The 24282-nt window shown below is 73.6% G+C and carries 22 protein-coding genes; 10 read left to right on the top strand and 12 right to left on the bottom strand.

Features of this window, described 5'->3' with window-relative positions; genetic code table 11:
- Positions 1–21 precede the first annotated feature (21 nt).
- Positions 22–1059: a zinc-dependent alcohol dehydrogenase family protein gene (locus GSF22_RS02340; protein WP_208811031.1), complete on the top strand. Its 1038-nt coding sequence runs from the start codon at positions 22–24 to the stop codon at positions 1057–1059.
- 127 nt (positions 1060–1186) lie between these two features.
- Positions 1187–1804: a hypothetical protein gene (locus GSF22_RS02335; protein ID WP_208811030.1), complete on the top strand. Its 618-nt coding sequence runs from the start codon at positions 1187–1189 to the stop codon at positions 1802–1804.
- 72 nt (positions 1805–1876) lie between these two features.
- Here the strand turns inward: GSF22_RS02335 and GSF22_RS02330 are convergent, their stop codons facing one another.
- The gene (locus GSF22_RS02330) at positions 1877–2779 is read right to left on the bottom strand and encodes an NlpC/P60 family protein (protein WP_208811029.1); all 903 of its coding nucleotides are present in this window, start codon (positions 2777–2779) and stop codon (positions 1877–1879) included.
- 337 nt (positions 2780–3116) lie between these two features.
- Here GSF22_RS02330 and GSF22_RS35585 point away from each other — a divergent pair, with 337 nt between their 5' ends.
- A complete protein-coding gene (locus tag GSF22_RS35585; RefSeq protein WP_208811028.1) occupies positions 3117–4880 on the top strand; it encodes a tetratricopeptide repeat protein in 1764 nt (587 codons plus the stop codon).
- Here GSF22_RS35585 and GSF22_RS02320 read toward each other — a convergent pair.
- The 3 genes from GSF22_RS02320 to GSF22_RS02310 form a co-directional block, all read right to left on the bottom strand.
- Positions 4815–5804 (bottom strand): LacI family DNA-binding transcriptional regulator, encoded by a 990-nt coding sequence (locus GSF22_RS02320; RefSeq protein ID WP_208811038.1) that lies wholly within the window; start codon positions 5802–5804, stop codon positions 4815–4817. The genes GSF22_RS35585 and GSF22_RS02320 overlap by 66 nt on opposite strands.
- 250 nt (positions 5805–6054) lie before the next feature.
- Complete coding sequence (locus tag GSF22_RS02315) at positions 6055–6771, bottom strand: glycosyltransferase family 2 protein (protein WP_208811027.1); 717 nt, start codon at positions 6769–6771, stop codon at positions 6055–6057.
- A gap of 117 nt (positions 6772–6888) precedes the next feature.
- A complete protein-coding gene (locus GSF22_RS02310; RefSeq protein WP_208811026.1) occupies positions 6889–7629 on the bottom strand; it encodes a YdcF family protein in 741 nt (246 codons plus the stop codon).
- Between the two features lie 50 nt (positions 7630–7679).
- On the opposite strand from GSF22_RS02310, the gene GSF22_RS02305 reads away from it, so the two are divergent.
- Positions 7680–8993 (top strand): TIGR04013 family B12-binding domain/radical SAM domain-containing protein, encoded by a 1314-nt coding sequence (locus GSF22_RS02305; protein ID WP_208811025.1) that lies wholly within the window; start codon positions 7680–7682, stop codon positions 8991–8993.
- Positions 8994–9037: 44 nt separating this feature from the next.
- Entirely contained in the window at positions 9038–9511 is a 474-nt protein-coding gene (locus GSF22_RS02300; RefSeq protein ID WP_208811024.1) for an HD domain-containing protein, read from the top strand.
- Positions 9512–9526: 15 nt separating this feature from the next.
- Here the strand turns inward: GSF22_RS02300 and GSF22_RS02295 are convergent, their stop codons facing one another.
- The 4 genes from GSF22_RS02295 to GSF22_RS02280 are packed head-to-tail and all read right to left on the bottom strand — an operon-like array spanning position 9527 to position 15710.
- The gene (locus tag GSF22_RS02295; RefSeq protein WP_244365828.1) at positions 9527–9748 is read right to left on the bottom strand and encodes a hypothetical protein; all 222 of its coding nucleotides are present in this window, start codon (positions 9746–9748) and stop codon (positions 9527–9529) included.
- 30 nt (positions 9749–9778) lie between these two features.
- Positions 9779–10435 carry a hypothetical protein gene (locus GSF22_RS02290; RefSeq protein ID WP_208811023.1) on the bottom strand — a complete coding sequence of 219 codons (657 nt, stop codon included), beginning with the start codon at positions 10433–10435 and terminating at the stop codon, positions 9779–9781.
- Complete coding sequence (locus GSF22_RS02285; protein WP_208811022.1) at positions 10422–10913, bottom strand: hypothetical protein; 492 nt, start codon at positions 10911–10913, stop codon at positions 10422–10424. The genes GSF22_RS02290 and GSF22_RS02285 overlap by 14 nt, the downstream gene beginning before the upstream one ends.
- Before the next feature lie 33 nt (positions 10914–10946).
- The gene (locus GSF22_RS02280) at positions 10947–15710 is read right to left on the bottom strand and encodes a tetratricopeptide repeat protein (protein WP_208811021.1); all 4764 of its coding nucleotides are present in this window, start codon (positions 15708–15710) and stop codon (positions 10947–10949) included.
- A gap of 113 nt (positions 15711–15823) precedes the next feature.
- Between GSF22_RS02280 and GSF22_RS02275 the strand changes: the two genes are divergently transcribed.
- Positions 15824–16444: an L-threonylcarbamoyladenylate synthase gene (locus tag GSF22_RS02275; RefSeq protein WP_208811020.1), complete on the top strand. Its 621-nt coding sequence runs from the start codon at positions 15824–15826 to the stop codon at positions 16442–16444.
- Positions 16445–16588: 144 nt separating this feature from the next.
- Positions 16589–17488: a hypothetical protein gene (locus GSF22_RS02270; protein ID WP_208811019.1), complete on the top strand. Its 900-nt coding sequence runs from the start codon at positions 16589–16591 to the stop codon at positions 17486–17488.
- Positions 17489–17536: 48 nt separating this feature from the next.
- Here the strand turns inward: GSF22_RS02270 and GSF22_RS02265 are convergent, their stop codons facing one another.
- Positions 17537–17920, bottom strand: coding sequence for a VOC family protein (locus GSF22_RS02265; RefSeq protein WP_208811018.1), 384 nt, complete (start codon positions 17918–17920; stop codon positions 17537–17539).
- A gap of 258 nt (positions 17921–18178) precedes the next feature.
- Between GSF22_RS02265 and GSF22_RS02260 the strand changes: the two genes are divergently transcribed.
- Positions 18179–19063, top strand: a complete 885-nt coding sequence (locus GSF22_RS02260) for a helix-turn-helix domain-containing protein (RefSeq protein ID WP_208811017.1) — start codon at positions 18179–18181, stop codon at positions 19061–19063.
- Complete coding sequence (locus GSF22_RS02255) at positions 19056–19247, top strand: DUF397 domain-containing protein (protein ID WP_208811016.1); 192 nt, start codon at positions 19056–19058, stop codon at positions 19245–19247. Before GSF22_RS02260 ends, GSF22_RS02255 begins: the two co-directional genes overlap by 8 nt.
- 93 nt (positions 19248–19340) lie before the next feature.
- Here the strand turns inward: GSF22_RS02255 and GSF22_RS02250 are convergent, their stop codons facing one another.
- Positions 19341–19922 (bottom strand): helix-turn-helix domain-containing protein, encoded by a 582-nt coding sequence (locus GSF22_RS02250; protein ID WP_208811015.1) that lies wholly within the window; start codon positions 19920–19922, stop codon positions 19341–19343.
- A 60-nt stretch (positions 19923–19982) separates the two neighbouring features.
- Between GSF22_RS02250 and GSF22_RS02245 the strand changes: the two genes are divergently transcribed.
- Positions 19983–21569: a bifunctional NAD(P)/FAD-dependent oxidoreductase/class I SAM-dependent methyltransferase gene (locus GSF22_RS02245; RefSeq protein WP_208811014.1), complete on the top strand. Its 1587-nt coding sequence runs from the start codon at positions 19983–19985 to the stop codon at positions 21567–21569.
- 8 nt (positions 21570–21577) lie between these two features.
- Here the strand turns inward: GSF22_RS02245 and GSF22_RS02240 are convergent, their stop codons facing one another.
- Both GSF22_RS02240 and GSF22_RS02235 read right to left on the bottom strand, forming a co-directional pair.
- Positions 21578–22810 (bottom strand): MFS transporter, encoded by a 1233-nt coding sequence (locus tag GSF22_RS02240; protein WP_208811013.1) that lies wholly within the window; start codon positions 22808–22810, stop codon positions 21578–21580.
- Positions 22810–24225 (bottom strand): FAD-dependent oxidoreductase, encoded by a 1416-nt coding sequence (locus GSF22_RS02235; protein ID WP_208811012.1) that lies wholly within the window; start codon positions 24223–24225, stop codon positions 22810–22812. The genes GSF22_RS02240 and GSF22_RS02235 overlap by 1 nt, the downstream gene beginning before the upstream one ends.
- Positions 24226–24282: the final 57 nt, after the last annotated feature.

Raw genomic sequence — 24282 nt, 5'->3', positions numbered from 1 at the left:
GCGTCGGGCATCATGGTGGCCATGCGTGCGGTGGTCTATGACACCTTCGGTGTGCTGCCCGAGGTGCGGGAGGTCCCGGATCCGGTGGCCCCGGCCGGTGGGGTGGTGGTCGCGGTGCGGGCGACCGGGCTGTGCCGCAGCGACTGGCACGGCTGGCGCGGGCACGACGCGGACATCCGGTTGCCCCACGTGCCCGGTCACGAGTTCGCCGGGGAGATCGCCGCCGTCGGCGCGGGGGTCACCGGCTGGCAGGTGGGCGACCGGGTGACGGCGCCGTTCGTCTGTGCCTGCGGTACCTGCCCCGCCTGTCTCGCCGGTGACCATCAGGTGTGTCACCGGCAGCAGCAGCCCGGCTTCACCCACTGGGGCTCCTTCGCCGATCTGGTGGTGGTGCACCACGCGGGGGTCAACCTGGTCCGGCTGCCCGACGAGGTGGACTTCGGCACCGCTGCGGCTCTCGGCTGCCGGTTCGCCACCGCGTTCCGGGCGGTGGTGGCCCAGGGCCGGGTACGCGCCGGGGAGTGGGTGGCGGTGTACGGATGCGGGGGCGTCGGGCTCTCCGCGGTCATGATCGCCGCAGCCGTCGGCGCCCGGGTCGTGGCGGTGGACGTACGACCACAGGCGCTGGCCATGGCCGCCCGGTGCGGTGCCGCCGTCACCCTCGACGCCTCGACCGGTACGCCGGACGTGGCCGCCGTGACCGGCGACGGCGCGCACCTGTCGATCGACGCGCTGGGCAGCCAGGCCACCCTCACCGCGTCGGTGCGGGGGCTACGCCGACGGGGTCGGCACGTCCAGGTCGGCCTGCTGCCGGCGACGGTGACCGTACCGATGGACCGGGTCGTGGCGCACGAGTTGGAGGTGATCGGCAGTCACGGCATGGCGGCCCACGCCTATCCCGAGATGCTGGCCCTGGTGCAGGCGGGTCGACTGCGCCCCGGTGACCTGGTCACCGAGGAACTGTCCCTGAGCGACGCTCCGGCGGCACTGGCCACGATGGACGGACCTGCCCCGGCGGGTATCAGAATCGTCGTCCCGGGAACGCCGCCGAACCGTTGAGCGGCAACGTGACCGGGGCGGTCCGGGCCTTCCCGACTGCCACTGGTCCACGGTATTGACTTCGTAATTCCCAGGACACATCGTGTGGGGACCATCCACGTGTTCGGCACCCACTCTGGGAGTCCAGATGCCCCCACTCCGTGCCCGTTCGCTGCGCGCCACCACCCGCCGGTGGACTACCCTCACCCTCAGCACCGCGCTCGCCGCCACCACCATGCTCACCGTGCAACCCGCCCCGGCGTCCGCCGACTCCTGTCCGTCCGGTATGGACTGGGACCTGCTCCACTGGAGTTCCTCCGGCAGCCGGACCTACCGGGCCTACATCTTCGAGGACATCTCGTCGGTCCCGACGTTCAACGTCAGCGACTCGCGTGTCGCGGTCAACAACCTCGACAGCCCGATCAGCGTCACGTTCACGTCGTCGAAGTCGCAGACCTTCACCCTGACGGCCAGCACGAGCATGAAGGGCACGCTGTTCGAGGTGCTGGAGGCCAGCGTCGACACCTCGATCACCATGTCACGGACGACCCAGATCGGCGTCTCGGTGACGGCGACGGTGCCCGCGCACTCGACGGTCCAGGGTGACTACGGCGTCCGGGCGTACGACGTGACGTTCCGGGCCATCACCGTCATCAAGTACGACTCGCCCTTCCTCTCCCGTCCGGCCTGCGACTACTCCGGCCCGGAAACGCACACCGTCAACGCTCCGACCACTGTCGAGGGATGGCGGGTCCGGCAGCTCTAGACAGCACGGCACGGTCACCTGTCCCGGCTGGCATCCGGATCGTCGTCCGGTGCCGGCGCCAGCCGGGACAGGTCAGATCCCGGGGACGCGGTGGGCGGTGTAGTCCGAGCTGTTCAGGTAGGTCGTGGCGCTGCTGATCACCACTCCCGTCCAGGTGCCGTCGGCGTTCTGCCACCTGGGGGTCGCCTCCAGCACCGAGGCGACGCCGTCACCGTCTCCGTCACCGAGGTAGACCGCGACGTGACCGTTCTTGGCGAGCAGGTCGCCGACCTGGATCTGCGACTTGGCCACCTGCGGGATGCCGGATTTCATCGCGCTGGAACTGGTCCACGGGAAGTACACCCCGGCGTACTGGAACATCGTGTAGATCAGGCCCGAGCAGTCGTAGCCCTTGACCCCGGCGGGTTGCTTGTAGACCCGGGACTGCCCGCACGTGGTGCCGTCGTGGTAGAGCGTCGTGGTGGGTACGGTGCCGAACCGGTACGTGCCCGCCGCGCAGCCCACGTAGATCGCGTCGAGTTGGGCGAGGCCGTGGCTGAGCGCCTGCCGGACCTTGACCGACGGCGACTCCCGCACCTTGCAGTGGTTCATGTAGTACGGGATGCCGTGGGCCGGGATGCCCACCACCTGGGCGCCGTCGAGGTACACCCGGTAGTCGTCGTTGGGGACGATGGCGACGTGGGCGGTGGCACCGACCTTCCACTCCCCGGGCGCGGCGGTGTAGCTCTGGTCGGACTGGACGCCGACTCCGGGCCGGTAGACCTGCACCCGGGCGGTGTGCCAGCCGGAGGTGCCGTTGAGCAGGTTGTTGGTCACCTGGTAGACCCCGCCGTAGGCGGTGACCTTGTCCCAGCAGGCCCCGACGTGTGGGCCGGTCCGGTAGAAGGTGTAGTCGGCGTGGGCAGCCGAGACCGCGACCGTGCCGCTCAGGAGCACCGTCGCCACGACCGCAGCGGCGCGACGCAGTATCGACATGGGGCCTGCCTTCCGTCGTCGGTTCCGTCGCCGCCGGCGGCACGACCGATTTTCGATCGAACACCGTCGATTACCGAGATCGTACCCGGGCGACGGGACCCGTCAACCGACCATCATTGATCACGAAGAGCCTTCATCTTTTCATCGATCGAGATTACGCTCTGGGCAGTCGGAAGTGGATCACGATGGAGGTGTCCCATGAGGAAGATGACCGTCCGCCGCACGAGCACGCTGCGCCTGCTGTCCGGTGCCCGTCGGCTCTGGATCGAGTGGTGCTGGTAACTGCCGGCCCGGCGGGCGCCTCCGGGCGCCCGCCCCTGCGGCAGCCCGGTCGGCCGTGACCACCGCAGGCGGCAGCTACGACTGCCACCGCGACCACGGGCCGTACGCCGGGATCGCGGACCTCCTCAGCACCATCGCCGTCGACCGGCCCCGCCTGGCGGCCCGGCACCGGGTGGAGCTGCACGCCATCGCCCCCCGACTCGACCGTACGGCCCGGCCGGCTGCCGAGGAGGAGCCGATCCGGTTCCACCCCGCCCGCCGTACCGCCTGGCTGGCCTACGGCGCGACGGAGTTCGTCCTGGCCTGGGCGGGCCGGCTCCGGCAGCCGGTCACGGTCCGCTTCGACCACGTCGGCAACGCCGACGAGACCACCCGGGAACTCCTGGACGCCCTGGCCCGCCGGACCGCGTCGACCCCGTTACGCCTCGACCTGCGCGACGACGGTCCACACCCGACGGCCACCGTCACCCCCACACCCGAGGCGGTCCGCCGGATGCTGGGCGACAGCCTGGCCCGTGGCTTCTACCACCACGCCGCCCGGACCGGCCGACGTGGACGCGCCCTGGTGACCCCGGACGACGACCTACGGCACTGGTGGGCGTTCACCACCGGCCTGGCCACCGCCCTGGCGGCACTGGACCGCGCCACCGAGGCCCTCGACCTCTACCACGAGGCACGGACCATCACCGACGACCCGAAGATCACCATGTCGGCCGCGTACGCCACCGCCATGCTCCACGCCCGGCACCTGCCGGCCGCCGAGCAGGACCCGGCGCAGGCCCGACACTGGCTGGAAGAGGCGATCCGCCTCGCCGCCGGACTGCCCGACCAGCGTCAGCGGACGCTGTCCACGGTCTTCTACGAGCAGGGTCTGGCCCTGCTGGACAGCCGGGCGGGTCAGCCCGACCGGGCGCTGCGCCTGATCGACGCCGGGCTGGCCCGGCTCGGCGCCGTACTCGCCCCCGGCGAACGCCGGCAGGACCTGGCCCGGCTGCGCCACAACCGGGCGCAGGTGCACCTGGCCCTGGGTGACCCGGCACGGGCCCTCGCCGACCTGGACACCGTGATCGCCGACGACCCCGACAACTGCGAGTACTACGTGGACCGCGCGGCGCTGTACCGGGCGGCGGGCCGGTCCCGGGCCGCGATCAGGGACTACGGCACGGCGATCCGCCTCGGGCCGCACCTGCCGGAGGCGTACTACAACCGGGCCGTCCTCGAACAGGACCGGGGCCGCCCGGCGCGGGCGAGGGACGACCTGGGCCGGGTACTCGTCATCGACCCCGGGCACCTGGACGCCCGGATCGCCCTGGTCAACCTGGAGGTGGAGCGCGGCGCACTCGACGCCGCCGAGGCGGGCGCACAGGCCGGCCTGGCACTGGCCCCGCAGGAGCCCGCGCTGCTGTGCACCCTCGGCCTGATCCGCTCCGAACGCGGGGACCTCGCCGCTGCCGACGACCTGCTCAGCCGGGCCCTCGCCGGGGACCCGGACCTGGTCGAGGCGTGGACGAACCGGGCCGCCGTCCGGTTCGAACGCGGCGACGTGGCGGCCGCCGTGGCCGACCTGGACCGGGCGGTCGCCCGGTCGGCAGCGCCGGTCCCCCGCTACAACCGGGGTACCGCGCTGATGCGGCTGGGCCGGTGGGCGGAGGCCGCCCGCGACTTCACCGACGCCCTCGCCCAACCCGACCTCGACCGGGCACTCCGCCGTGACCTGCGCCGGGAACTGGCCCGCTGCCGCCGCGCCTCGGCGTCAGCGGTCGGCCGGGCCGGCGACGCTGCTGCGGCAGATGAGCGTCGGAGCGATCGTCCGGCGTAGCGCGCCACCGCTGTCCGACTCGATCTGGCTCAACAGCATCTCCAGGCTCGCCCGGGCCACCGCGTCGAAGTCCGGCCGCACGGTGGTCAACGGCGGGATGAAGTACGCCGCCTCCGGCACGTCGTCGAAACCGACCACGCTGATGTCGTCCGGTACCCGACGGCCGTGCTCGTGCAGCGCACGCAGCACCCCCAGCGCGAGATGGTCGTTGGCGGTGAAGACCGCGGTGACCTCGGGCATCCGGGCCAGCATCTGCCCGCACCGGTACCCCGCCGCCGCCGACCAGTCCGCCGGCACCAGGGGCGGCACCTCGGCACCCGCCGCCTGCAACGCCTCCCGCCAGCCCTCGATCCGGCCGGCGCTGTCGAACCAGTCGGGCGGCCCGGAGACGTGCCAGACCGTGCGGTGACCGGCGTCGAGCAGGTGCCGGGTGGCCGCCCGGGCCCCGGCGACCTGGTCGACCGTCACCAGCGGCATCGGCCGGTGCGGGTCGCCGTCGACGGTGACCAGGGGAACGTCCTTCGGGAGGCGTTCCAACGCCTCCCCCGCCGACTCCACCGGGGCGATCACCACGACCCCGGCGACCCGGTGCGCCAGGTGCCGTTCCACGGCCGCCGAGATGGACCGGTGGTCCAGGTCACGGACACTGCCGACACTCACCGCGAAGCCGGCCACCGCGGCAGCCTGCTCCAGCGCGGCGAGCAACGACGCGGGGCCGTAGAGGGTGGTGTTCTGCGCGACCACGCCGATCACCTGGGACCGGCCGGTGACCAGGGCGCGGGCCGTACGGTTGGGGCGGTAGCCCAGCTCCGCGATGGCCGCCTGCACCCGCAGCCGGGTCTGCTCCCGTACGTTCGGATGGCCGTTGAGCACCCGCGACACCGTCTGGTGGGAGACCCCCGCGAGACGGGCCACGTCCGTCATCGCCGGATCGCGTACGGCCATCTCATTCTCCCCCGCCTGCCCATCGGTCGCCCCGGCCCGTCGACGCCGACCGGGGCGTTCCGGGGCGATGCCCCTCTCGCCGGAGCCGCCCGGCACCTGCTCGACCGGCGGCCAGCGCGAGATCACGCACAGTCTAGCCCGCGATCAACTAGCCGCGAAGCGGCCAGGCGGTCGCCGTGGCGGGCACACCGCCGTGGTCCGGACGGAGCAGCGCAGGTAGGGCCCGGCCTCAGGTACCCGGACGACGGGGCCCCACCCACCGGCCGACGGTCGCCCGCAGCAACGGCCACCACACCCGGGCCGAATCGGCGAGCACGCCGAAGTGGGACGACGCGTTGTCGCGGACGTACCGGGTCGGTACGACGACCTGGTCGATCGGCCGGCCCGTCCGGCACGCCTGGAGCAGGACGTTCATCTCGTAGTCGAAGCGGTCACCGGGAACGCCGGTGAGCCAGTCGAGCAGCGGGTACGCGAAGGCGCGCAGGCCGGTCTGGGTGTCCTGGACCCGGTGACCGGTGGCGGCCCGGAACAGCAGGCCGGTCAGCCGGTTGCCGATCCGGCTGCGCAGCGGGACGTCCCCCTCGAACCGGCGCACCCCGAGCACCACCGTCCTGGTGGGCCGGACCCGCTCGGCGAGACGCAGGACGTCCGGGGCACGGTGCTGACCATCGGCGTCCGCACAGACGACCGCCCGGCCGGGATAGGTCGAGCGGACGTACCGGAACGCCTCCTTCAGCGCGACACCCTTGCCCCGGTTCACGCCCAGTCGTCGTACCACGGCACCCAGCCTGACCGCCTCGTCGAGGACCGGGGCCGCAGCCGGGCCGCTGCCGTCGTCGACCACGACGACCTCGACGCCCGGCGCGACCTGCCGTAGCTCCCGGAGCAGCCCGAGAAGTTGCCGGGACGGCTCGTGTACCGGCACCACGACCACCGACGGTTGCATGTCCTGCCTCCCTGACACGGCTTCCCGGTCGCCAGACCGAGACATCGGCGATCGGGTCCGGTCTCTCTACCCCGCCGCTCTCTCCCTCACCCGCTCCGGTCGGGACCGCCACCGTCGTCAGGTGCTGTCGTGGTGTGACCGGCCGGGACGCGACCCCAGCCGGGCCACGAGCCGCTCACCGCCACGGACCAGCGCCAGCAGGCGCCGCTCCCGGCGCAGCAGCATGGCGGCGTCCCGGGCACCCAGGTGCGCCACCCGGGCCGCCGCGAGCAGCAGGCGCGGCGACCAGCGGGCGTCGGGGCCCGCCGGGCCGGCCACGGGGATGTCGAGCATCGCCGTGCCGGGCAGCCGCAGCGCCCTGGTCGCGAGGAACCGGACCCGGGGCAGGTGCCAGGCGTGCGAGACGAGTCCGAGGGGGTGGGCGGCGTCGAAGACGGAATCCGCCGGCAGCCCGTCCTCCCGGACGTAGAGCAGGTTCTCCAGCGTGCTCGTCGAACGGGCCTCCCGGTGCAGTTCGGCGTACCGGTCCAGGCCGGCGGCCCGCGCCTGCCGGCACATCAGGTCGCCTTCACCGGATCCCCTCGGCGGGACATCGGCCTCGGCGCAGCCGCCGGGCCAGCCGCCGGTGAAGACCACCCGGGGCGTCCGGCCCCGCGCCGCCGCCGCACCGAAGGCCGCAGCGTGGGTGTGGGCGTACCGCACGGCGGCTTCCACCCGTGCCGTACCAGCCGCCGTCAGGGCCCACCCGTCCGCGCGGCGTTCCAGCCCGCAGCCGAAGACCAGCAGGGTCAGTGCGGTCGGGGTACCGTCGGTGTCCGTCGTCGCCTCCTCCCGGCCACAGCAGTACTCGCGCGTCATGGTCGCACCGGGCCGGGGCGGGGCCGGCTGCGGCTGGCACAATCGCCGGCATGAGCGCTCCCGAACTGGTGCTGGTCCTGCGGTACCGGAAGGCGGTCACGTACGGCCTGCACGTCCTGCTCGGCGCGCTGGACACGCACCAGACCCGCACCCGGTACGAGGTGCGCTTCGGGGAGACCCCGGAGGCCACCGCCGCGCACATCCGCGAGGCGTCGGGGACGGCACGACGGGTCCTGGTGCTGTGGTCGTTCTACTCCCCCGACGCCGAGGCGTTGGCGCGGGAGTTGGCCGAGATCCGCGGCCTGGCCGACGCGCCGAACGTCACCCACGTCGCCGGTGGGGTGCACGCGACCGCCGAACCGGTGCAGACCCTCGACGCCGGCTGGGACGTCGCCGCGGTCGGGGAGGGCGAGACCACCCTGCTGAGCCTGGTCGACGCGGTCGGTGATCCGACCGGCATCCCCGGCCTGGCCTACCGCGACGCCGCCGGCACCGTCGTCCGGACGGGACGCCCGCAGCGGCGACCGCTGGACGACTTCCGGGGTTTCTCGTTGCGGTGGGACCGGTTCAACGCCCTGGAGATCACCCGGGGCTGTGTGTTCTCCTGCCGGTTCTGCCAGACCCCGTTCATGTTCTCCGCGAAGTTCCGGCACCGCAGCGTGGACAACGTGCGCTGGCACGTCGACGCGATGCGGCGGCGCGGGCTGCGCGACGTCCGGTTCATCACCCCGACCGCCCTGTCGTACGGCAGCCAGAACGACGAGCCGAACCTGGCCGCCGTCGAGGAACTCCTGGCCTCGTGCCGGGAGGGCATCGGCCCGGAGGGCCGGGTCTTCTTCGGTTCCTTCCCCAGCGAGATCCGCCCCGAACACGTCTCCCGGGAGGCACTGCGGCTGGTCCGGAGGTACTGCGCCAACAACAACATCATCGTGGGCGCCCAGTCCGGCTCGGACCGGGTCCTCGACGCCGCCAAACGGGGTCACGGCGTCGACGAGGTGAAACGCGCGGTCCGCCTGGGCGTCGAGGAGGGCTTCCGGATCAACGTCGACATGATCTTCGGGATGCCGGGTGAGAACCGGTCCGACGTCGAGGCGTCGCTCCGGCTGGCCCGCGAACTCGCCGACCTCGGCGCCCGCATCCACGCCCACACGTTCATGCCGCTGCCCGGCACGCCGTGGCGGGACGCGCCGCCCGGTGACGTGGCACCGGAGACGATCAGCGAGGTCGACCGGCTGTCCCAGCGCGGCGCGCTGTACGGGCACTGGCAGAAGCAGCGCGACCACGCGGCCCGGCTCGCCGCCGCAGCCGAGGCGTACCCCCGACCCGGCCGCAGCCGCACCATCCTGCCCCTCACCGAGAGCTGAGCGCCCCGGTGGATCCAGGCCCCGACGCGAACGGAGACCACCCGATGGCCCCACCCACCGTCGCCGACGCCGACGCGCTCGCCGCCCGCGCCCACCACGGCCAGGTCGACAAGGCGGGCCGACCGTACATCGACCATCCCCGGGCCGTCGCGGCGACGCTCGCCGGGTTCGGTGACCACGCGGTCATGGCCGGGCTCCTGCACGACGTCGTCGAGGACACCGGCGTGACGCTGCACGACCTGCGGGCCGCCGGTTACCCCGAGGAGGTCGTGCGAGCGGTCGACGCGGTGACCCGCCGACCGGACGAGCCGTACCTGGACATGATCCGGCGGGCCGCCGCCGACCCGCTGGGCCGGCTCGTCAAACTCGCCGACAACGGCCACAACAGCGACCCGGCCCGGCTGGCACTGTTACCGGCCGCGCAGGCCGGGCGACTGCGGGAACGGTACGCCGAGGCGCGTGCCGTGTTGACCGCCGCCGCTGACAGCACCCGTCCACCGACCGCCGGACCCGGCTGACCGGGTCGCCCGGGTTCACCGCACGCCCGGGTGTCCCGGGCCGGGTTCGCGGAGCGCAAGGACCGCCGCCTCGACCCTGAGGCCGAGCCCGGTGAGGACGAGCAGACCGGCGAGGACGTAGCCACCCGTCGACGGATTGTCCGGGCTCACCATCAGCAGCGAGATCAACAGACCCGCGCCGAGGGTGACGTTGCCCATCGCCCGGGTCGAGCCGCTGCGGGTGTACCGGATGTTCATGTCGGCGACCGTACCCGCTCCGACGGTCCGCTACCGTCCGGTCGACGGGCCCGGCGGGTCCGCCGCTCCGGTGTCCTGCCCGGACACCTCCACGACGTGGTTGGCCAGGGCGGCCCGGACCGTCGGCCACCGGTCCGGGGTGGACGCCAGGAACAGTACCCGGGCCGGGATGTCCGGCCGGTGCAGGAGCTGGCTGCCCAGCAGCGCGGTCAGGTGGCTCAGCGGCCACCGGTGTGCGCTGTCGACGACCAGCAGCACCCCGGGAGCCGACGGTGCCACGACCACCGGCTCGACGTCCGGCGTGACGGTGGCCTCCGGTACGGCGAGCAGGACCTGCCAGCCGGCCGCCAGGGCGTACCGGGCCAACCCGTGCACCGCCGGGTCGACACGTGGGCCGGACAGCCACCGGGCGGCGAACCGGGCCGTCCCGGCCCACCACGCGTGCAGAATGGCAACCCGGGCCGGGTCGCCGTCCACCCCGGACCGCGACGGTGCCCAGGCCCGCAGCGGGTAGGTCACCGGGTCGTCGCCGATGAGGTGGACGTCCCCGCCGGACACCGCGTACGCGCTGCCCGCGACCGCGCCGACCTGTTGCGTGACCGGGCCGACGGCAGCGTCCCGGCCGGCCGGGGGCGGCCTGTCCGGACCATACGGCACGTCCACCGGACCGGCGTCAGGGCTGGTCAACCGGGCTCTCCGGGGCGGTCGGCCGGTCCGCGCCGGCAGCCGGCGGGACGGGTGGTGGTGGACCCGACGGGTGGTGGACGACCCGACCGTTGACCACCCCGATCGCCGGGGAGCCCGCCCCGGTCGACACGACCGTCTGGGTGATCCCCGGCGCGGGAACGGGCCCGGGGGCGGTGGCCGCCGAGGGCGGAGTGGTGGTCGCCGGGTCCGGAATGGCGGCCACGGCGGTGGCACCCCGGCGGGCCTGCCGGACCTGCACGACGGCGACGACCAGCGCACCGACCCCGGTCAGCAGCCCCAGGACGCCGACGAACATGCTGACCACGTCGGCGGTGTCGGCCCGGGTACCCGGCTCCTGTCGCAGGTAGTCGGTCACCACGCCGGCCAGCCACGGCGTCACCAGGCCGAAGGTGAACACCCCGGCCAGCGCCGGCACCAGCCAGCGGCGTCCCGGACGGGTCGGGTGGGGTTCGGTCACGGGGCCTCCCCTACGTGGCACGGCAGCCGGTACTCATTGTGGCCCGTCCCCCGTCGGGGCGGGGTCGTCCGCGTGGCCGAGCCGGGTGGTCAGTTCGTCGCGAGTGGTCGAGGCGATGTCCAGGAAGGCGGTGTAGCCGGCCGGGTCGGCCGTGGCCAGTTCCCGGTAGAGGTCGACGCACTCCTCGGCGACGTCGACCGCGCGGTCCAGGTCCAGCCCACCGTCCAGGTGCGCCCGGGTCGTCCCCCACAGCAGCAGGGCGAGTTGCGGCCGGTACGCCACCGGGTCGGTTTCGGCCAGCGATCGGTACCGTTCGACGATCTCCGCGCCGAGCGTCAGCGCCTCGTTCCACCGGCGCGCCCCGGTCAGCGAGGTGAACCGGATCCGCAACGTGGCGACCAGGGGTACCTCGTGCCGCTGCGGGTCCTGTCGGTGCAGCGCGCGGCGCCGCCGCACGGCCTCGGCGCTGGCGGTCAACGCGTCCTCCGGCCGGTGCAGTGCCTGCCAGACGACGGTGAGGGCCTCCAGCATGTTGGCCAGCAGCACCGGCGGTCCGGGGGTGCCCGGCGGCAGGACCGGCGGCGCGGTGGTCAGCGCCTCCCGGGCCAGCTCGACCGCCTCCCGGGCCGCCGGCAACGCCTCCTCCGGCCGGCCCACCTGGGCGAGCAGACCCGCGTGCGCACCGAGGATCCGGGCCAGGACCGGCCGGTACAGCCGCGGCTGGGTCGCCACCAGCCGGCGGTACACGTCGACCAGCTCCGCGACGGCTGACTCCGCGTCGGCGGGACGCCGGTCACCGGTCGCCAGTAGCCAGGTGAGCTCCAACGCCCGGGCCAGGGCCATCAGCCGCGCCGGGGACGGGTCCCGGTCGAGCAGGTCGCGGCTGAGGGCGACGGCCTCCGCGTTGAACACCGAACGCTCGGCCCAGTCCCCCGAACCGGTGGTCAGGATGCTGCGGTTGTGCAGGACGGCCGCGAACTCGCCGCGTACCGCGAGGTTGTCCGTCGGCACCGACCGGAACAGGGTGACGGCCTCGTCGAGGTGTACCCGCGCCGCGTCGGTGTCCCCGGCGGCGGACCGTACCGCGGCCAGACCGGCCAACGCCTGGGCGACCGACGGTCGCCACGCGGCGGGGTCGGCGACGGCGAGCCGCCGGAACGCCTCCACCGCCTCGACCGCCGCGCTGCCCGCCGCCGGTTCCCCGGCCGCGTGTCGCGCGATCGCCAGGTTGTACAGCTCGCGGGCAAGCTGGGCCAGACGGGTGTCGGGTTCGTGACCGACCTGGTCACGGTAGATCGCCACCGCCTCCGCAGCAGCGGCGGCGGCCTCCGCGAAGTGGCCGAGCCGGTACCGGATCCGGCCGAGGGTGGCCGAGACGAACGCCAGGTGCGCGCGGTGCGTCCCGGGGTCACCGTCGGCCAACGGCCGGTACCGCTCGACGCCCTCGCGGGCCAGTTCCAGCGCCTCCTCGGCCGCGTCGGCCTCGAACAACCGGGTGGCGGCGATGGCGACCGCGCGGGCCAGCCCGGCCGGGCTGGTGTCCGGCAGGATCCGGCGCAACGCCAACGCGTACCGGGCCGCCTCGACGGACTCGGCCCGCAGGCCGGCACCGGCGGTACCCCGCTGGACCGCGTCGTAGACGTCGGCCAACTCGTCGAGGATGGCCCGGGCGCGGGCGTCCCCGGGAGCGAGTCCGAGCCGGTACGCCTCGTCGGCGGCGTCCCGGGCCGCCGACCACTGCCCCATCGCCGACCGGGCGGCACCCAGCAGCATGCCGGCCGCGACGAGGTCGGGCCGGAAGGCGGGTTGCTCGGTGGACAGCGGTCGCAGCAGCTCCCGGGCCTCGGTGGCGGCGGCTGCCGCCGACTCGGGCCGGTCCAGCCGGTTGGCCGACTGTGCAGCGGCCAACAACGACCGGGCGAGCCCGAGCGCGTGGGCGGGGTTGTCGGCCGGGCCGAGTGCGCGGTAGTGCCCGGCCGCCTCCTGCGCTGCGGCGTACGCCTCCTCGTGCCGGTCCAGGTCGAGCCGGACCCGGGCGTACACGCCGAGGGTGTTCGCCAGGCGCGGCCGGTGCCGGGCGGGATCGGCGGCGACGAGCCGGCGGTACAGGGCGACCGCCTCGTCGCTGACCGCGACCGCCTCCGACGCCCGGTCCAGTTCGGCCAGTGCGGCGGCGAGGTTGGCCAGCAGGGAACCGAAGTCGGCGGTGTGCGGAGCCGGGTTGTCCGCGACGAGCCTGCGGTACAGCCGCACCGCTTCGGTACCGACGGTCACGGCAGGCTCGGCCCGGTCCTGGCCGAGCAGGACGGCGGTCCGGTTCGCCAGCGTCCGGGCCAGTTCGGCCCGGTACCGGCCGGGGTGTGCCGCGTCGAGCCGCCGGTACCGGTCGGTCGCCTCGTCCGTCGCGGTCGACGCCGCATCGAACTGCCCCAGTTCCAGCCGGATCGCCCCGACGTTGTGCACCGCCAGGGCGAGGTCGGCGTCGTATCCGGCCGGGTTCTGCGCCGCCAGCCGCCGGTACAGCCCGACGGCTTCCTCGGCGGCACTCAGTGCCTCCGGCCAGCGTCCCATCTGCAGCAGCACCGCCGCGTGGTTGACCGTGGCCATCGCCTGCTGCGGCACGAAACCGGCCGGGTCCGCCCGGGCCAGGCGTCGGTAGAGCCGCACGGCCCGTCGGGCGGACGCCGCCGCCTTGGCCATCCGACCGGCCTCCCGCTGGATGATGGCGAGGTTCCCGGTGGTCCGGGCGAGGTCGGCGAGCCGGTCGGTCGACGTGGCGCCGCCGGAGGACCGGTGGATCCGGTTCGCCTCCCGGATGGCGGTCAGCGCCTCGTCGGAGCGGCCCACCGCCCGCAGGGTGAGGGCCTGCGCGCCGAGGACCGCCGCCAGGTCCAGCCGGTAGGTGTCCGGGTCCTGCCCGGCCAGGTCCCGGACGATGGTCACCGCCTCCTCGGCGGTCGCCAGCGCGGCGTCGTGCCGGGCCTGCCGGGCCAACGCGCCGGTGAGGTTGTTCAGCGCGTACGCCAGATCGATCCGGAGTTGCGGACGACCGGCCGCCACGAGTTCCCGGTAGCGGCGGACCGCCTCGGCGGTGGCCGCGTGCGCGTCGTCCCACCGGCCGGCGTTGCCCAGCCGGTAGCCGAGGTTGAGCTGGAGTTCCGCCTGCTCGGCCGGGTCGGCGACGACCGTCATCCGGTGCGCGGCGAGCCGCTCGGCGACGATCGCGGCGGCCACGTCGAACTCCGCGTGCTGCTCCTCGGGCAGCAGCGCCTCGATGCCCGTCAGCACGTCCACCGGCACGTCGGTGAGCGCGACGACCCCGGTCAGCGCCGGACCACCGGCCCGCACCGCGAGCCGGGGATCGTCGCGCAGCAACGGGTACAGGTACCGTCCGCCCACGTGCGGCCACCGTCCGGCAGCCTCCGCCAACATGATCAACGCGCGGTCGGGGTGGCCGACGGTCGACACGGCGTCGTCGGGGCGCAGCACGGAGGTGGCGTGTCCCGTCGCCCAGGGCTGGGCCGGGTAGGCCGCGTCGTGCCCCGGCAGGGTCAGGGCGAGGAAGTCCTCCGCGAGCCGGTCGGGGTAGATCGGTTCCAGAACGGTGTCCGGCGCGGCCGGCGGGTAGCAGGCCGCGTGGTCGGCCAGGGTCCGCTTCGGCTTCACCCCGGGCAGGATCCGCCGCACCAGTTCCCGGCCGGTACGGCGGCGTACCGCGCCGGTGAGCGCGGCGACGAACACCACCTGGTTCATCACCTCGGGCGGGGTACGGTGACCGCGCCGCTGCGGGTCGAGGTCGTGGGTGCCGTCGCCGTACCGGTTGGCCCAGTGCAGGTGCTCCCGGTCGAGCAGGTAACCGGTCAGTCCCGCCGGATCGTCCGGCACCCGCGCACCGGTGGCGTACCCGTCGACGGCGACCAGCGCCGCCATGTGCAGGGCCAGCGTCAGGCCCAGGTCGGCGCCGTCGAGCCCGGCGGGCGGCCCGATCCGGTCGGCGTCGGTGAGGCCGTACCGCCGGGCGAAGCTGTCCCGGGCGGCGGTGAACATCGCGGCCCGCACCGTGCCGTCGTCCGGTAACGGGGTCAGGAACTGTGCACTGGTCGTGGCGTCACGCTGCTCGGCCAGGGCCCGGACCGCCGGCCAGGGGTCGACGGTCCGGGCCACCAGCAGCACCCGGACCGGCAGGTCGGCCCGGTCCAGCAGGCGGTTGCCGAACAGCCAGGCGAGATGGGTGGTCGGCCACCGGTCGGCGTAGTCGACCAGCACGAGCAGCCCGGCGGCGCCACCGGTCCGCAGATCCTGGTGCCCCGGCGGCGACTCGACCACACCCGGGGTGTGACTGGCCGTCACCACCAGCCAGCCCAGCGCCGCCATGTCGGCGGCGACCTGCCCGGCCAGCCGGGTCTTGCCCTGACCGCCGGGACCGTGCAGCCAGCGCACGGCACGCCCCGGACCGTCGAGGCACCAGGTCCGCAGGTCGTCCCGTTCACCGTCCCGGCCGGTGAACGGGACGATCACGAACCGGGCGTTCAGCATCCGGCTGGGTGCCGCGCGCAGCCAGGCGGCGTCGTCGACCGGGGTGGGCGCGGTGTGCCGCCGCAGCACGTACACCGGGGTGGCGTCGCCGAACAGATGCGCGTCGGCACCGCTGACCTGGTAGGCGAACCCGGCCGGCGCCTGAACGGCCGACGCGGGTGCCGGCGGGTCGGGAGCGGCCCGGTCCGGCCGGCCGGCGGCCGGGTCGTCGCCCGCTGGATGGTCCGCGCCCTGTCGGCGCCACCGGGGAAACCACGCCATGCTGCCGGAGTACCACGCAAGGTCAAGGCGAGGGCCGGAGCCGGCGGCCGCCCTGGCGCCTGCTTCGCCGCCCGGCTCGGCGTCCCGGACCTGCCACGCCTACGCTCAGGAACGTGGCGAAGTACTTCGACGTGCACCCGGACAACCCGCAGCCCCGGACGATCGGTCAGGTGGTCGACCTGATCCGGTCCGGCGGGCTGGTCGCCTATCCGACCGACTCGTGCTTCGCCCTCGGCTGCGCGCTGGGCAACAAGGACGGCCTGGACCGGATCCGGGACATCCGGCACCTGGGCAGCAACCACCATTTCACCCTGGTCTGCCGGGACTTCGCCCAGCTCGGCCAGTTCGTGCAGATCAACAACGCACTGTTCCGGGCGATCAAGGCGGCCACCCCGGGCAGCTACACGTTCATCCTGCCGGCCACCCGGGAGGTACCCCGCCGCCTGCTGCACCCGAAGAAGAAGACGGTCGGGGTGCGCATCCCCGACCACGCCGTCGCCCAGGCGATCCTGACCGAACTCGGCGAGCCACTGCTGTCCAGCACCCTGCTGCTGCCCGACGAGACCGAACCGCTCACCCAGGGTTGGGAGATCAAGGAACGACTCGACCACGTCATCGACGCGGTGATCGACTCCGGCGAGTGCGGCACCGAACCCACCACCGTCATCGACTTCTCCCAGGACGAACCGGAGATCGTCCGCCGGGGTGCCGGGGACCCGTCGCGCTTCGAGTGACCCGTCACGGCCGCCGACCCGGACCACGGCAGGCGCGGAGCCGGGCGCAGGCGGTGGCCTGGGCGCGGGCCGCCGGGATTGGACGACCGGTCCGGGCCGCCCGCGCCTCATTCGTCGCAACTGAGCAGGACTAATCTGTGGCGGGTGAGCCCGGACAAGATCAACTACGCCCCCTTGCGGGCCACCCCCACCGCCGCCGAATCAGCCACGGTGCGGGAGGCCGCACGCCGCGGCGACTTCGGCCAGGAGACCGCCCGGCACGTCGCCGGAGCCAAAGCCCGGAGCACCGGAGTCGGCTGCCTCGTGGGCGGCTTCCTGGTCGTCGTCATGCTCGTCACCATCGTCGGGCTCCTCGCGCAGGGCGACTCCGAAGATCTGGTCGTGGGCGGGATCTTCCTTGCCGGCGCGGCATTACTGGGAGTGCTGGTCAAGACACTCGGCGACGTCGGTGAGCGCCGCAGCGCCCAACGGCTGGTCCGCCTGGTGGCGTTCGCCCGGGCCAACGACCTGGCGGTCGAGCCGGAGGCGCCGGCGCGGCAGTTGCCGGGCTCGATCTTCCTGCCGAATCCCCACGCCCGCACGATGCACCGGGTGCAGTGGCCGGCCGGTGGGCTGTCCTTCGAACTGGCCACGCACACCCGGCAAGGGCGTGGCCAGGGCACACTACTGGTGCGTTGCCTCGCCGTCCACCTCGACGTGGAGCCTCCCCGGCTCACCTTCCACCCTGCCCGCCGGGGTGGGGTGCAGCCCGCCGCCATCCCCGGCACCGACGTCTTCCCGGGCGAGAAGTTCGCGCTGTTCGCAGCTGCCCGCGAGCATGCCGGTGCCCGCGCGTTCCTGACCGACGAGCTGGTCAGGCTGCTCGACGACCGCGATCAACCGATGAGCGCCGAAGTCGTCGACGGCTGGTTCCTCGCCTACTTCCGGCACCAGGACGAGCTTGACGAGCGGGGATGGCGACACGCCTTCGCCGTGGCGGAGGCGGTCGTGCGTGCCCGCGACGCATTCCGGTCCTGGGAGGAGTCACCCCGATCCGGCGACTGAGCCGCCACATCCACGCGCCACCATCTCCGCCGACGACGGTTCAGCCGGTCACGCGACGCAGAACTCGTTGCCCTCCGGATCGCGCATCACGACGTGGCCCAGTTCCGGGCCGTAGCGTTCCTCGCGGACCACCGTCGCCCCGAGCGCCACCAGGTCGGCCACCTTCGCCCGGATCAGCCTCGCCCGCCCGGCCATCTCCCAGGGCGGCTCGCCGGCCACCCGGATGTCGATGTGCATCCGGTTCTTGGCCGTCTTTCCCTCCTGCACCCGGAGGAAGCCGATGGCGGGTCCGACCCCCTCCGGGTCGACGATCGAGGCACCATCCGGATCGTCGTAACCCGGCTCGGCCACATAGCCCAGCGCCTGGGCCCAGAACGCGGCAAGCCGCTGCGGATCCCCCGCGTCACAACCCAGCGTCCAATGCATCGCCATGTCCGCACGCTACCGCCCGGCCGACGTACGCTCCGGGACGGCCCGCAGTTGCCGGAATGGCCGACACGACAGCAGTCACGCATTTTCGGGAAACTGCAGAAAACTGCGCGCCACAGATCTGCCATCGCACACCACTCTTGTAGTGTCGAATGCCTCCTACCGGATTCCGGCCGGATTCCGCAATTCTTTCCGCGCAACATTTGCGTGTTGCACAGGAGGCGTCAGGATGTTTCAAAATTGGACGGAGGCGTGATCCGGATGGCAGACGACGCGGGTTCGACAGTCCCCCGACGGCAACTCGGCCGGATGCTGCGGCAGCTCCGCGCCGAGGCCCGGATGACCCTCGACGGGGTCGCCGAGGAGCTGGAGTGCAGCCGGCAGAAGCTCTGGCGGATCGAGACCGGCATCGGCCCGGTACGCGCCGTCGACGTCAAAGGGCTCTGCGACCTGTACGGGGTACGCCCCGAGCTGCGGGAAGCGTTGATCGCCCTGGCCGGCGAGACCAGGGCCAGGGGTTGGTGGCACGCGTACGGCGACACCATCCCCGAGTGGTTCCAGCTCTACGTCGGCCTGGAGAACGCCGCCGCGCACCTGCGGTTCTTCAAGAACACGCTGGTGCCGGGCATCTTCCAGAGCAGGGACTACGCGCACGGCGTCTACCAGGTCGACCAGCCGGACATGAGCGAGGAGGACCGGCAACGGGCGGTGGAGATCCGGCTCCGTCGCCAGTCGCTGCTGAGCCGACGACTCCCCAGGGCACCAGAGACTCAGGTGATCCTCTGCGAATCCGTACTCCTGCGACCGGTCGGCGATCAGGCCACCATGACCGGGCAGCTCCGTCGCCTCCTGGCCGACTCCGAGCTGCCGAACGTGTCGATCCGGGTGCTGCCCCTCGCCGCCGGCCCTCATCACGGGACCGTGGCGGGCGAGTTCGTCATGCTGGAATTTCCCACCGGGAACCGCACCACGTCGGAACCGCCGATCGTCTACAGCGAGTCCGTCACGGGCGCGTTGTACCTGGATCGGCCAGCCGAGTTCGCCACCTACGAAAACGTCTGGGCGAGCCTGACCGCACTCGCCCTCGATGAGGGACAATCAAGGCAACTGATCAATAAGATCATCGGGGAGGTTCATCATGGTTGACCTGACCGGCGCACAGTGGCGCAAGAGCACCCGCAGCGCGGGCAATGGTGGCGAGTGCGTCGAGGTGGCCGACAACCTGGCCGACGTGGTCGCCGTACGCGACAGCAAGGACCCGGCGGGGCCGGTCCTCACCTTCACCCCCACCGCCTGGGCCACCTTCGTCCACTCCACCAGACGCGGCTGACGGCGTACCCGACCGCAGAGGTGTCCCGGCAGTCCGCCGGGGCACCTCTGTCGCGTCGATCCTGCCGTGAGCCGGCGGCCCGCCGTGGCGGGATCACTGCCGGGGGCGGGCCCGGACGTGGATCCGTTCACCCTGCGGTCCGAACAGGTTGAGCAGTTCCGCCGGTCCGGGGCCGGGGTTGGTGACACAGTGCGGCGTGCGGGTGTCGAACTCGGCGACCTCGCCCGGGTGCAGGACGAAGTCGTGCTCACCGAGTTGCAGGCGGACCCGGCCGGAGAGCACGTACAGCCACTCGTACCCCTCGTGGGTCTGCGGCTCCCGGTCACAACCGGGCGGATCCGGTGGCAGGATCTGCTTGAACGCCTGCACCCCGCCGGGCCGACGGGTCAGCGGCAGGAACGTGGACCGGCCCCGGACGATCGGCCGGGGATGCACCCGGGGGTCGCCGGTGGGTGGGGCGTCGACCAACTCGTCCAGCGGTACCTGGTAGGCGCGGGCCAGCGGCAGCAGCAGTTCCAGGGTGGGCCGGCGGCCACCGGACTCCAGCCGGGACAGGGTGCTCACCGAGATGCCGGTGGTCTCGGCGAGCTGCGCCAGGGTGGTGCCGCGCTGGGTACGCAGTGCCCGCAGCCGGGGCCCGACCGCGGCCAGCGCCGCCTCCTCGCTGTTTGCCATGTCAGCAACATTAGTTGTCGAATCCGCGATCGTCTCGCACGGTGGGCGCAGCAACCGAGCATGAAGGAGCAGACGGTGCAGACGTACGACGTGGTGGTGGTCGGTGGCGGTGCGGCCGGGCTGGCGGGCGCCCTGAGCCTGGTCCGGGCCCGCCGGTCGGTCCTGGTGGTCGACGCGGGCGAGCCCCGCAACGCCCCGGCCGGTCACATGCACAACTACCTGGGCCGGGAGGGCACCCCGCCGGCCGACCTGCTGACCGACGGGCGGGCCGAGGTGACCCGGTACGGCGGGGAGTTCCGCGACGGGCGGGTGGCGGCCGTGACCCGAAAAACCGACGGGTTCCTGGTCACCCTCGATCGCGGCGAGCCGGTGCGGGCCCGGCGGCTGCTGGTCACCACCGGTCTGGTCGACGAACTGCCCGACCTGCCGGGGCTCGCCGACCGGTGGGGCCGGGACGTGCTGCACTGCCCGTACTGCCACGGCTGGGAGTCCCGGGACCGGCGCGTCGGCGTACTCGCCACCGGCCCGCTCGCGCTGCACCAGGTGCACCTGTGGCGGCAGTGGAGCCCGCACGTGCAGCTCCTGCTGCACGACACCGCCGCCCCGGACGTCACCGAGGCGGAACGGCTCGCCGCCCGGGGGATCACCGTCGTGGACGGCCGGGTCACCGGGCTGGAGGTGGCCGGAGACACGCTGCGCGGGGTACGACTGGCCTCGGGCGAGGTCGTCGAGCTGGACGCGCTGGTCGTCACGTCCCGGGTCACCGCCCGCGCCGGTTTCCTGGCCGGACTGGGTCTGACCCCGGTCGACGTGGAGTTCGGTGGACATGTCGTCGGCAGCCAGATCCCGGCCGACGCCAACGGCGCCACCGCCGTACCCGGGGTGTGGGCGGCCGGCAACGTGGCCGACGTACGGGCCCAGGTGATCGTGGCCGCCGCAGCGGGTACGACCGCCGGGGCGGCGATCAACGCCGACCTGGTCGAGGAGGACACCCGGCACGCCGTCGACGCCTACCGGCAGCAGGTCGAGGCCATGTTCGAACAGCCCGGCTGGGAGGAACGCTACCGGGCCAAGCCGACGATCTGGAGCGGCAACCCCAACCCGCAGCTCGTCACCGAGGCGCACGATTTGACCCCCGGACGTGCCCTGGACGTGGGCTGCGGCGAGGGCGCCGACGCGGTCTGGCTCGCCCGGCGGGGGTGGCGGGTCGACGCGGTCGACATCTCCACCGTCGCCCTGGAACGGGCCGCAAAGCACGCCACCGACGCCGGGCTCGCCGACCGGATCACCTTCAGCCACGCCGATCTGCGGAAGGAACCACCCGCTCCCGGCCGGTACGACCTGGTGTCCGCGCAGTTCATGCACCTGCCCGGAGCGGCACGCCAGGAGCTGTTCGCCCGGCTGGCCGAGGCGGTCGCGCCGGGCGGGACGCTGCTGATCGTCGGCCACCACCCCGGCGACCTGCGGACCAGCGCGCACCGGATGCACTTCCCGGACATGATGTACACCGCCGAGGAGGTCGCCGCCCCGCTCGACCCCGCCGACTGGGAGGTGACCGCGGAGACCCGGGCCCGCACCGTGACCGACCCCGAGTGCCGGCAGGTCACCATCCACGACGCGGTGCTGGTGGCCCGCCGCCGGCCCTGACCGGCCGGTCAGCCGCCGGCGGCCCGGGACGGACCGGCCAGGATGCCGAGCGCGGCGACGACGGAGCAGGCCGCCACCGCCACCGGCAGCAGGAGGTGGTCACCGGCGACGGACAGCAGGGCCGCAGCCGCCAGCGGTGCGGTCGCGCGGGACACCGTGACCGGCAGGGCGAGGACACCGGCGATGCTGCCGTAGGCGGCGGTGCCGTACCGGTCGACGAGCAGGGCCGGGACCGCGAGGCTGGACACCCCGAAGCCCAACCCGAACGCGACGACGGCGACCACGGCACCGGCCCGGCTCGTGGCGACCACGGGCAGGGCCGCCGCGGCGACGGCCTGGATTCCGAAGATCACGGCGACCACCGTGGTGAGCGGGGCGAACCGCCGGGCCACGGTCAGCACGACCCGACCGGTGACGGAGAGGACACCGAGCAGGCCGGTCACGGTGGCCGCGAAGATCGCCGGATGACCCCGACCGGTCAGGTAGCCGACCAGGTGGACGACCATCATGCTGGTGGCGGCGGCGTGGGCGACGAAGGCGGCCACGAGGAGCCAGAACCCCGGGTCGCCGGTCGCGGCACGGGCTGACACCGACCGCCGTTTCCCGTGGTGCGACAGTCCACGGGACGGTCGACGTACGGCGGCGGCGTGCAGCGGCACGGTGACCGCCCCGTGGGTCACGGCGAGCACCACCAGCGCGGTACGCCAGTCGAGACGGGCGACGAGGAGACCGGTCAACGGGAGGAAGATCGTGCTGGCGAAGCCGGCGACGACGGTCACCGCCAACAGGGCGTTGTCCCGGCGGGGCGCGTCGAACCAGGAGACGATCACGGCGAAGGCGGGCTCGTAGAGGACCATCGCCCCGGTGGCACCGACGCCGATCATCACCGCGTAGAGCTGCCAGACCGTCTGCACCTGGGACCAGGCCAGGACCAGCACCGTGGCGACCAGCGAACCGACGGTCATCAGGGCGCGCCCGCCGTGCCGGTCGAGCCACCGCCCGACGGGGACGCTCATCCCGGCCCCGGCGAGGACGGAGGCGGTCAGGGCGCCGGTGACGGTGGCGGTGGACGTACCGAGGTCGGTGGCCATCGGCGCCAGCAGGACCGCGTAGGCGTAGTAGAGGGTGCCGTACCCGACGGTCTGGGTGACCGCCAGCGCGGCGACCATCCGGCGGCCGTGGGTGGCGCGGTGCCCGCCGGCACGGGGGCCGGCGGGCACCGTCGCGGTGTCGGACGACATCAGCCGGCGCAGCAGCCGCCGGCCTGGCCGTTGCCGGCCACGTCGAGGGTGACCAGGCCCAGCGGGGTGGCCAGCAGCCCACCGGAGATGCCGGTGGCGAGCCCCCGACCGGCCGGCGCGGCGGCGGGCGCGGGCCCGCAGCAGTTGTCGCCGGTGACGGACTCGTCCGGGTTGCTGTTGCACACGCCGGTCTCCGGCAGGTCGAGCTGCACGTCACGGGCCGCCGTCCAGTCCCCGGCCAGGGCGGCGGCCACCGACCGCACCTGCTCGTACCCGGTAGCCATCAGGAACGTCGGCGCCCGGCCGTAGCTCTTCATCCCCACCGCGTGGTACCCCGGTTCGGGGTGGGACAGCTCGTCCACACCGTGCGGTGGCACGGTGCCGCAGGAGTGCTCGTTCGGGTCGATCAGGGGCGCCAGGGCACGGGTGGCACCCAGCACCGGGTCGAGGTCCAGGCGCAGTTCGGCGGCGATCGAGTGGTCGGGGCGGAAGCCGGTCGCCGCGACGATCCGGTCCACGGTCACCGACTCCGCACCGCCGTCGGCCCGCCGCACCTCGACCCGGACCCGGTCGCCGGCCGGGGTGAGGGCGTGCACGGAGAATCCGGTGAGCAGCCGGATCCGGCCGGCGTCGACGTGCGCACGCAGCCGGGAGCCGAGGGCGCCCCGGGCCGGTAGGGCGTCGGCGTCCCCACCGCCGTAGGTGCGCGCCGGGCTGGCCGTGCGGATCGCCCAGGTGACCTCGGTACCCGGTTCCTCGGCGGCCAGGTCGGCCAGGGAGAGCAGGGTGTTGGCGGCGGAGTGGCCGGCGCCGACGACCAGGGTGTGCCGGCCGGCGAAGCGGTCCCGGTCCGCGCCGAGCACGTCCGGCAGGGCCTGTTCCAGGTACCGGCCGGCGGCGGCCTCGCCCCGGGCGGGCAGCCCGGAGGCGCCGAGCACGTTCGGGGTACCCCAGGTGCCGGAGGCGTCGACGACCGCCCGGGCGAGCATCTCCTCGCCCTCGGCGAGGCGGACCAGGAACGGCGCCTGCTCACGGCCGGCGGTCCGCAGCCGGTCCAGACCGAGGCGGCTGATCGCCACGACCCGGGCACCGTACCGCAGGGCGGGGCGGAGCTGCGGCAGCTCGGCCAGGGGCCGGAGGTAGTCGGCGACGAGTTCGGCGCCGGTGGGCAGGATGTCGGGGTCCGGGGCCACCCAGCCGGTCGCCTCCAGCAGCCGACGGGCGGCGGTGTCGATGTTGTACCGCCACGGGGAGAACAGCCGTACGTGTCCCCACTGCCGGACCGCCGCGCCGGGCCCGTCGCCCGCTTCCAGCACGACGGTGGGCAGGCCGCGCTCGTACAGGTGGGCGGCGGCGGCCAGGCCCACCGGGCCGGCGCCGATCACCATGACCGGCAGGTCGTCCCGGACAGTCATCGGATACTCCTCTGGGTTGATGGATGTCGAATCAAAGGGGTGTGGTCGGCTCCGGCG

The organism is Micromonospora echinofusca (assembly GCF_017614955.1).
GTDB lineage: Bacteria > Actinomycetota > Actinomycetes > Mycobacteriales > Micromonosporaceae > Micromonospora > Micromonospora echinofusca_A.
This window is presented reverse-complemented; position numbering and strand designations above follow the sequence as displayed.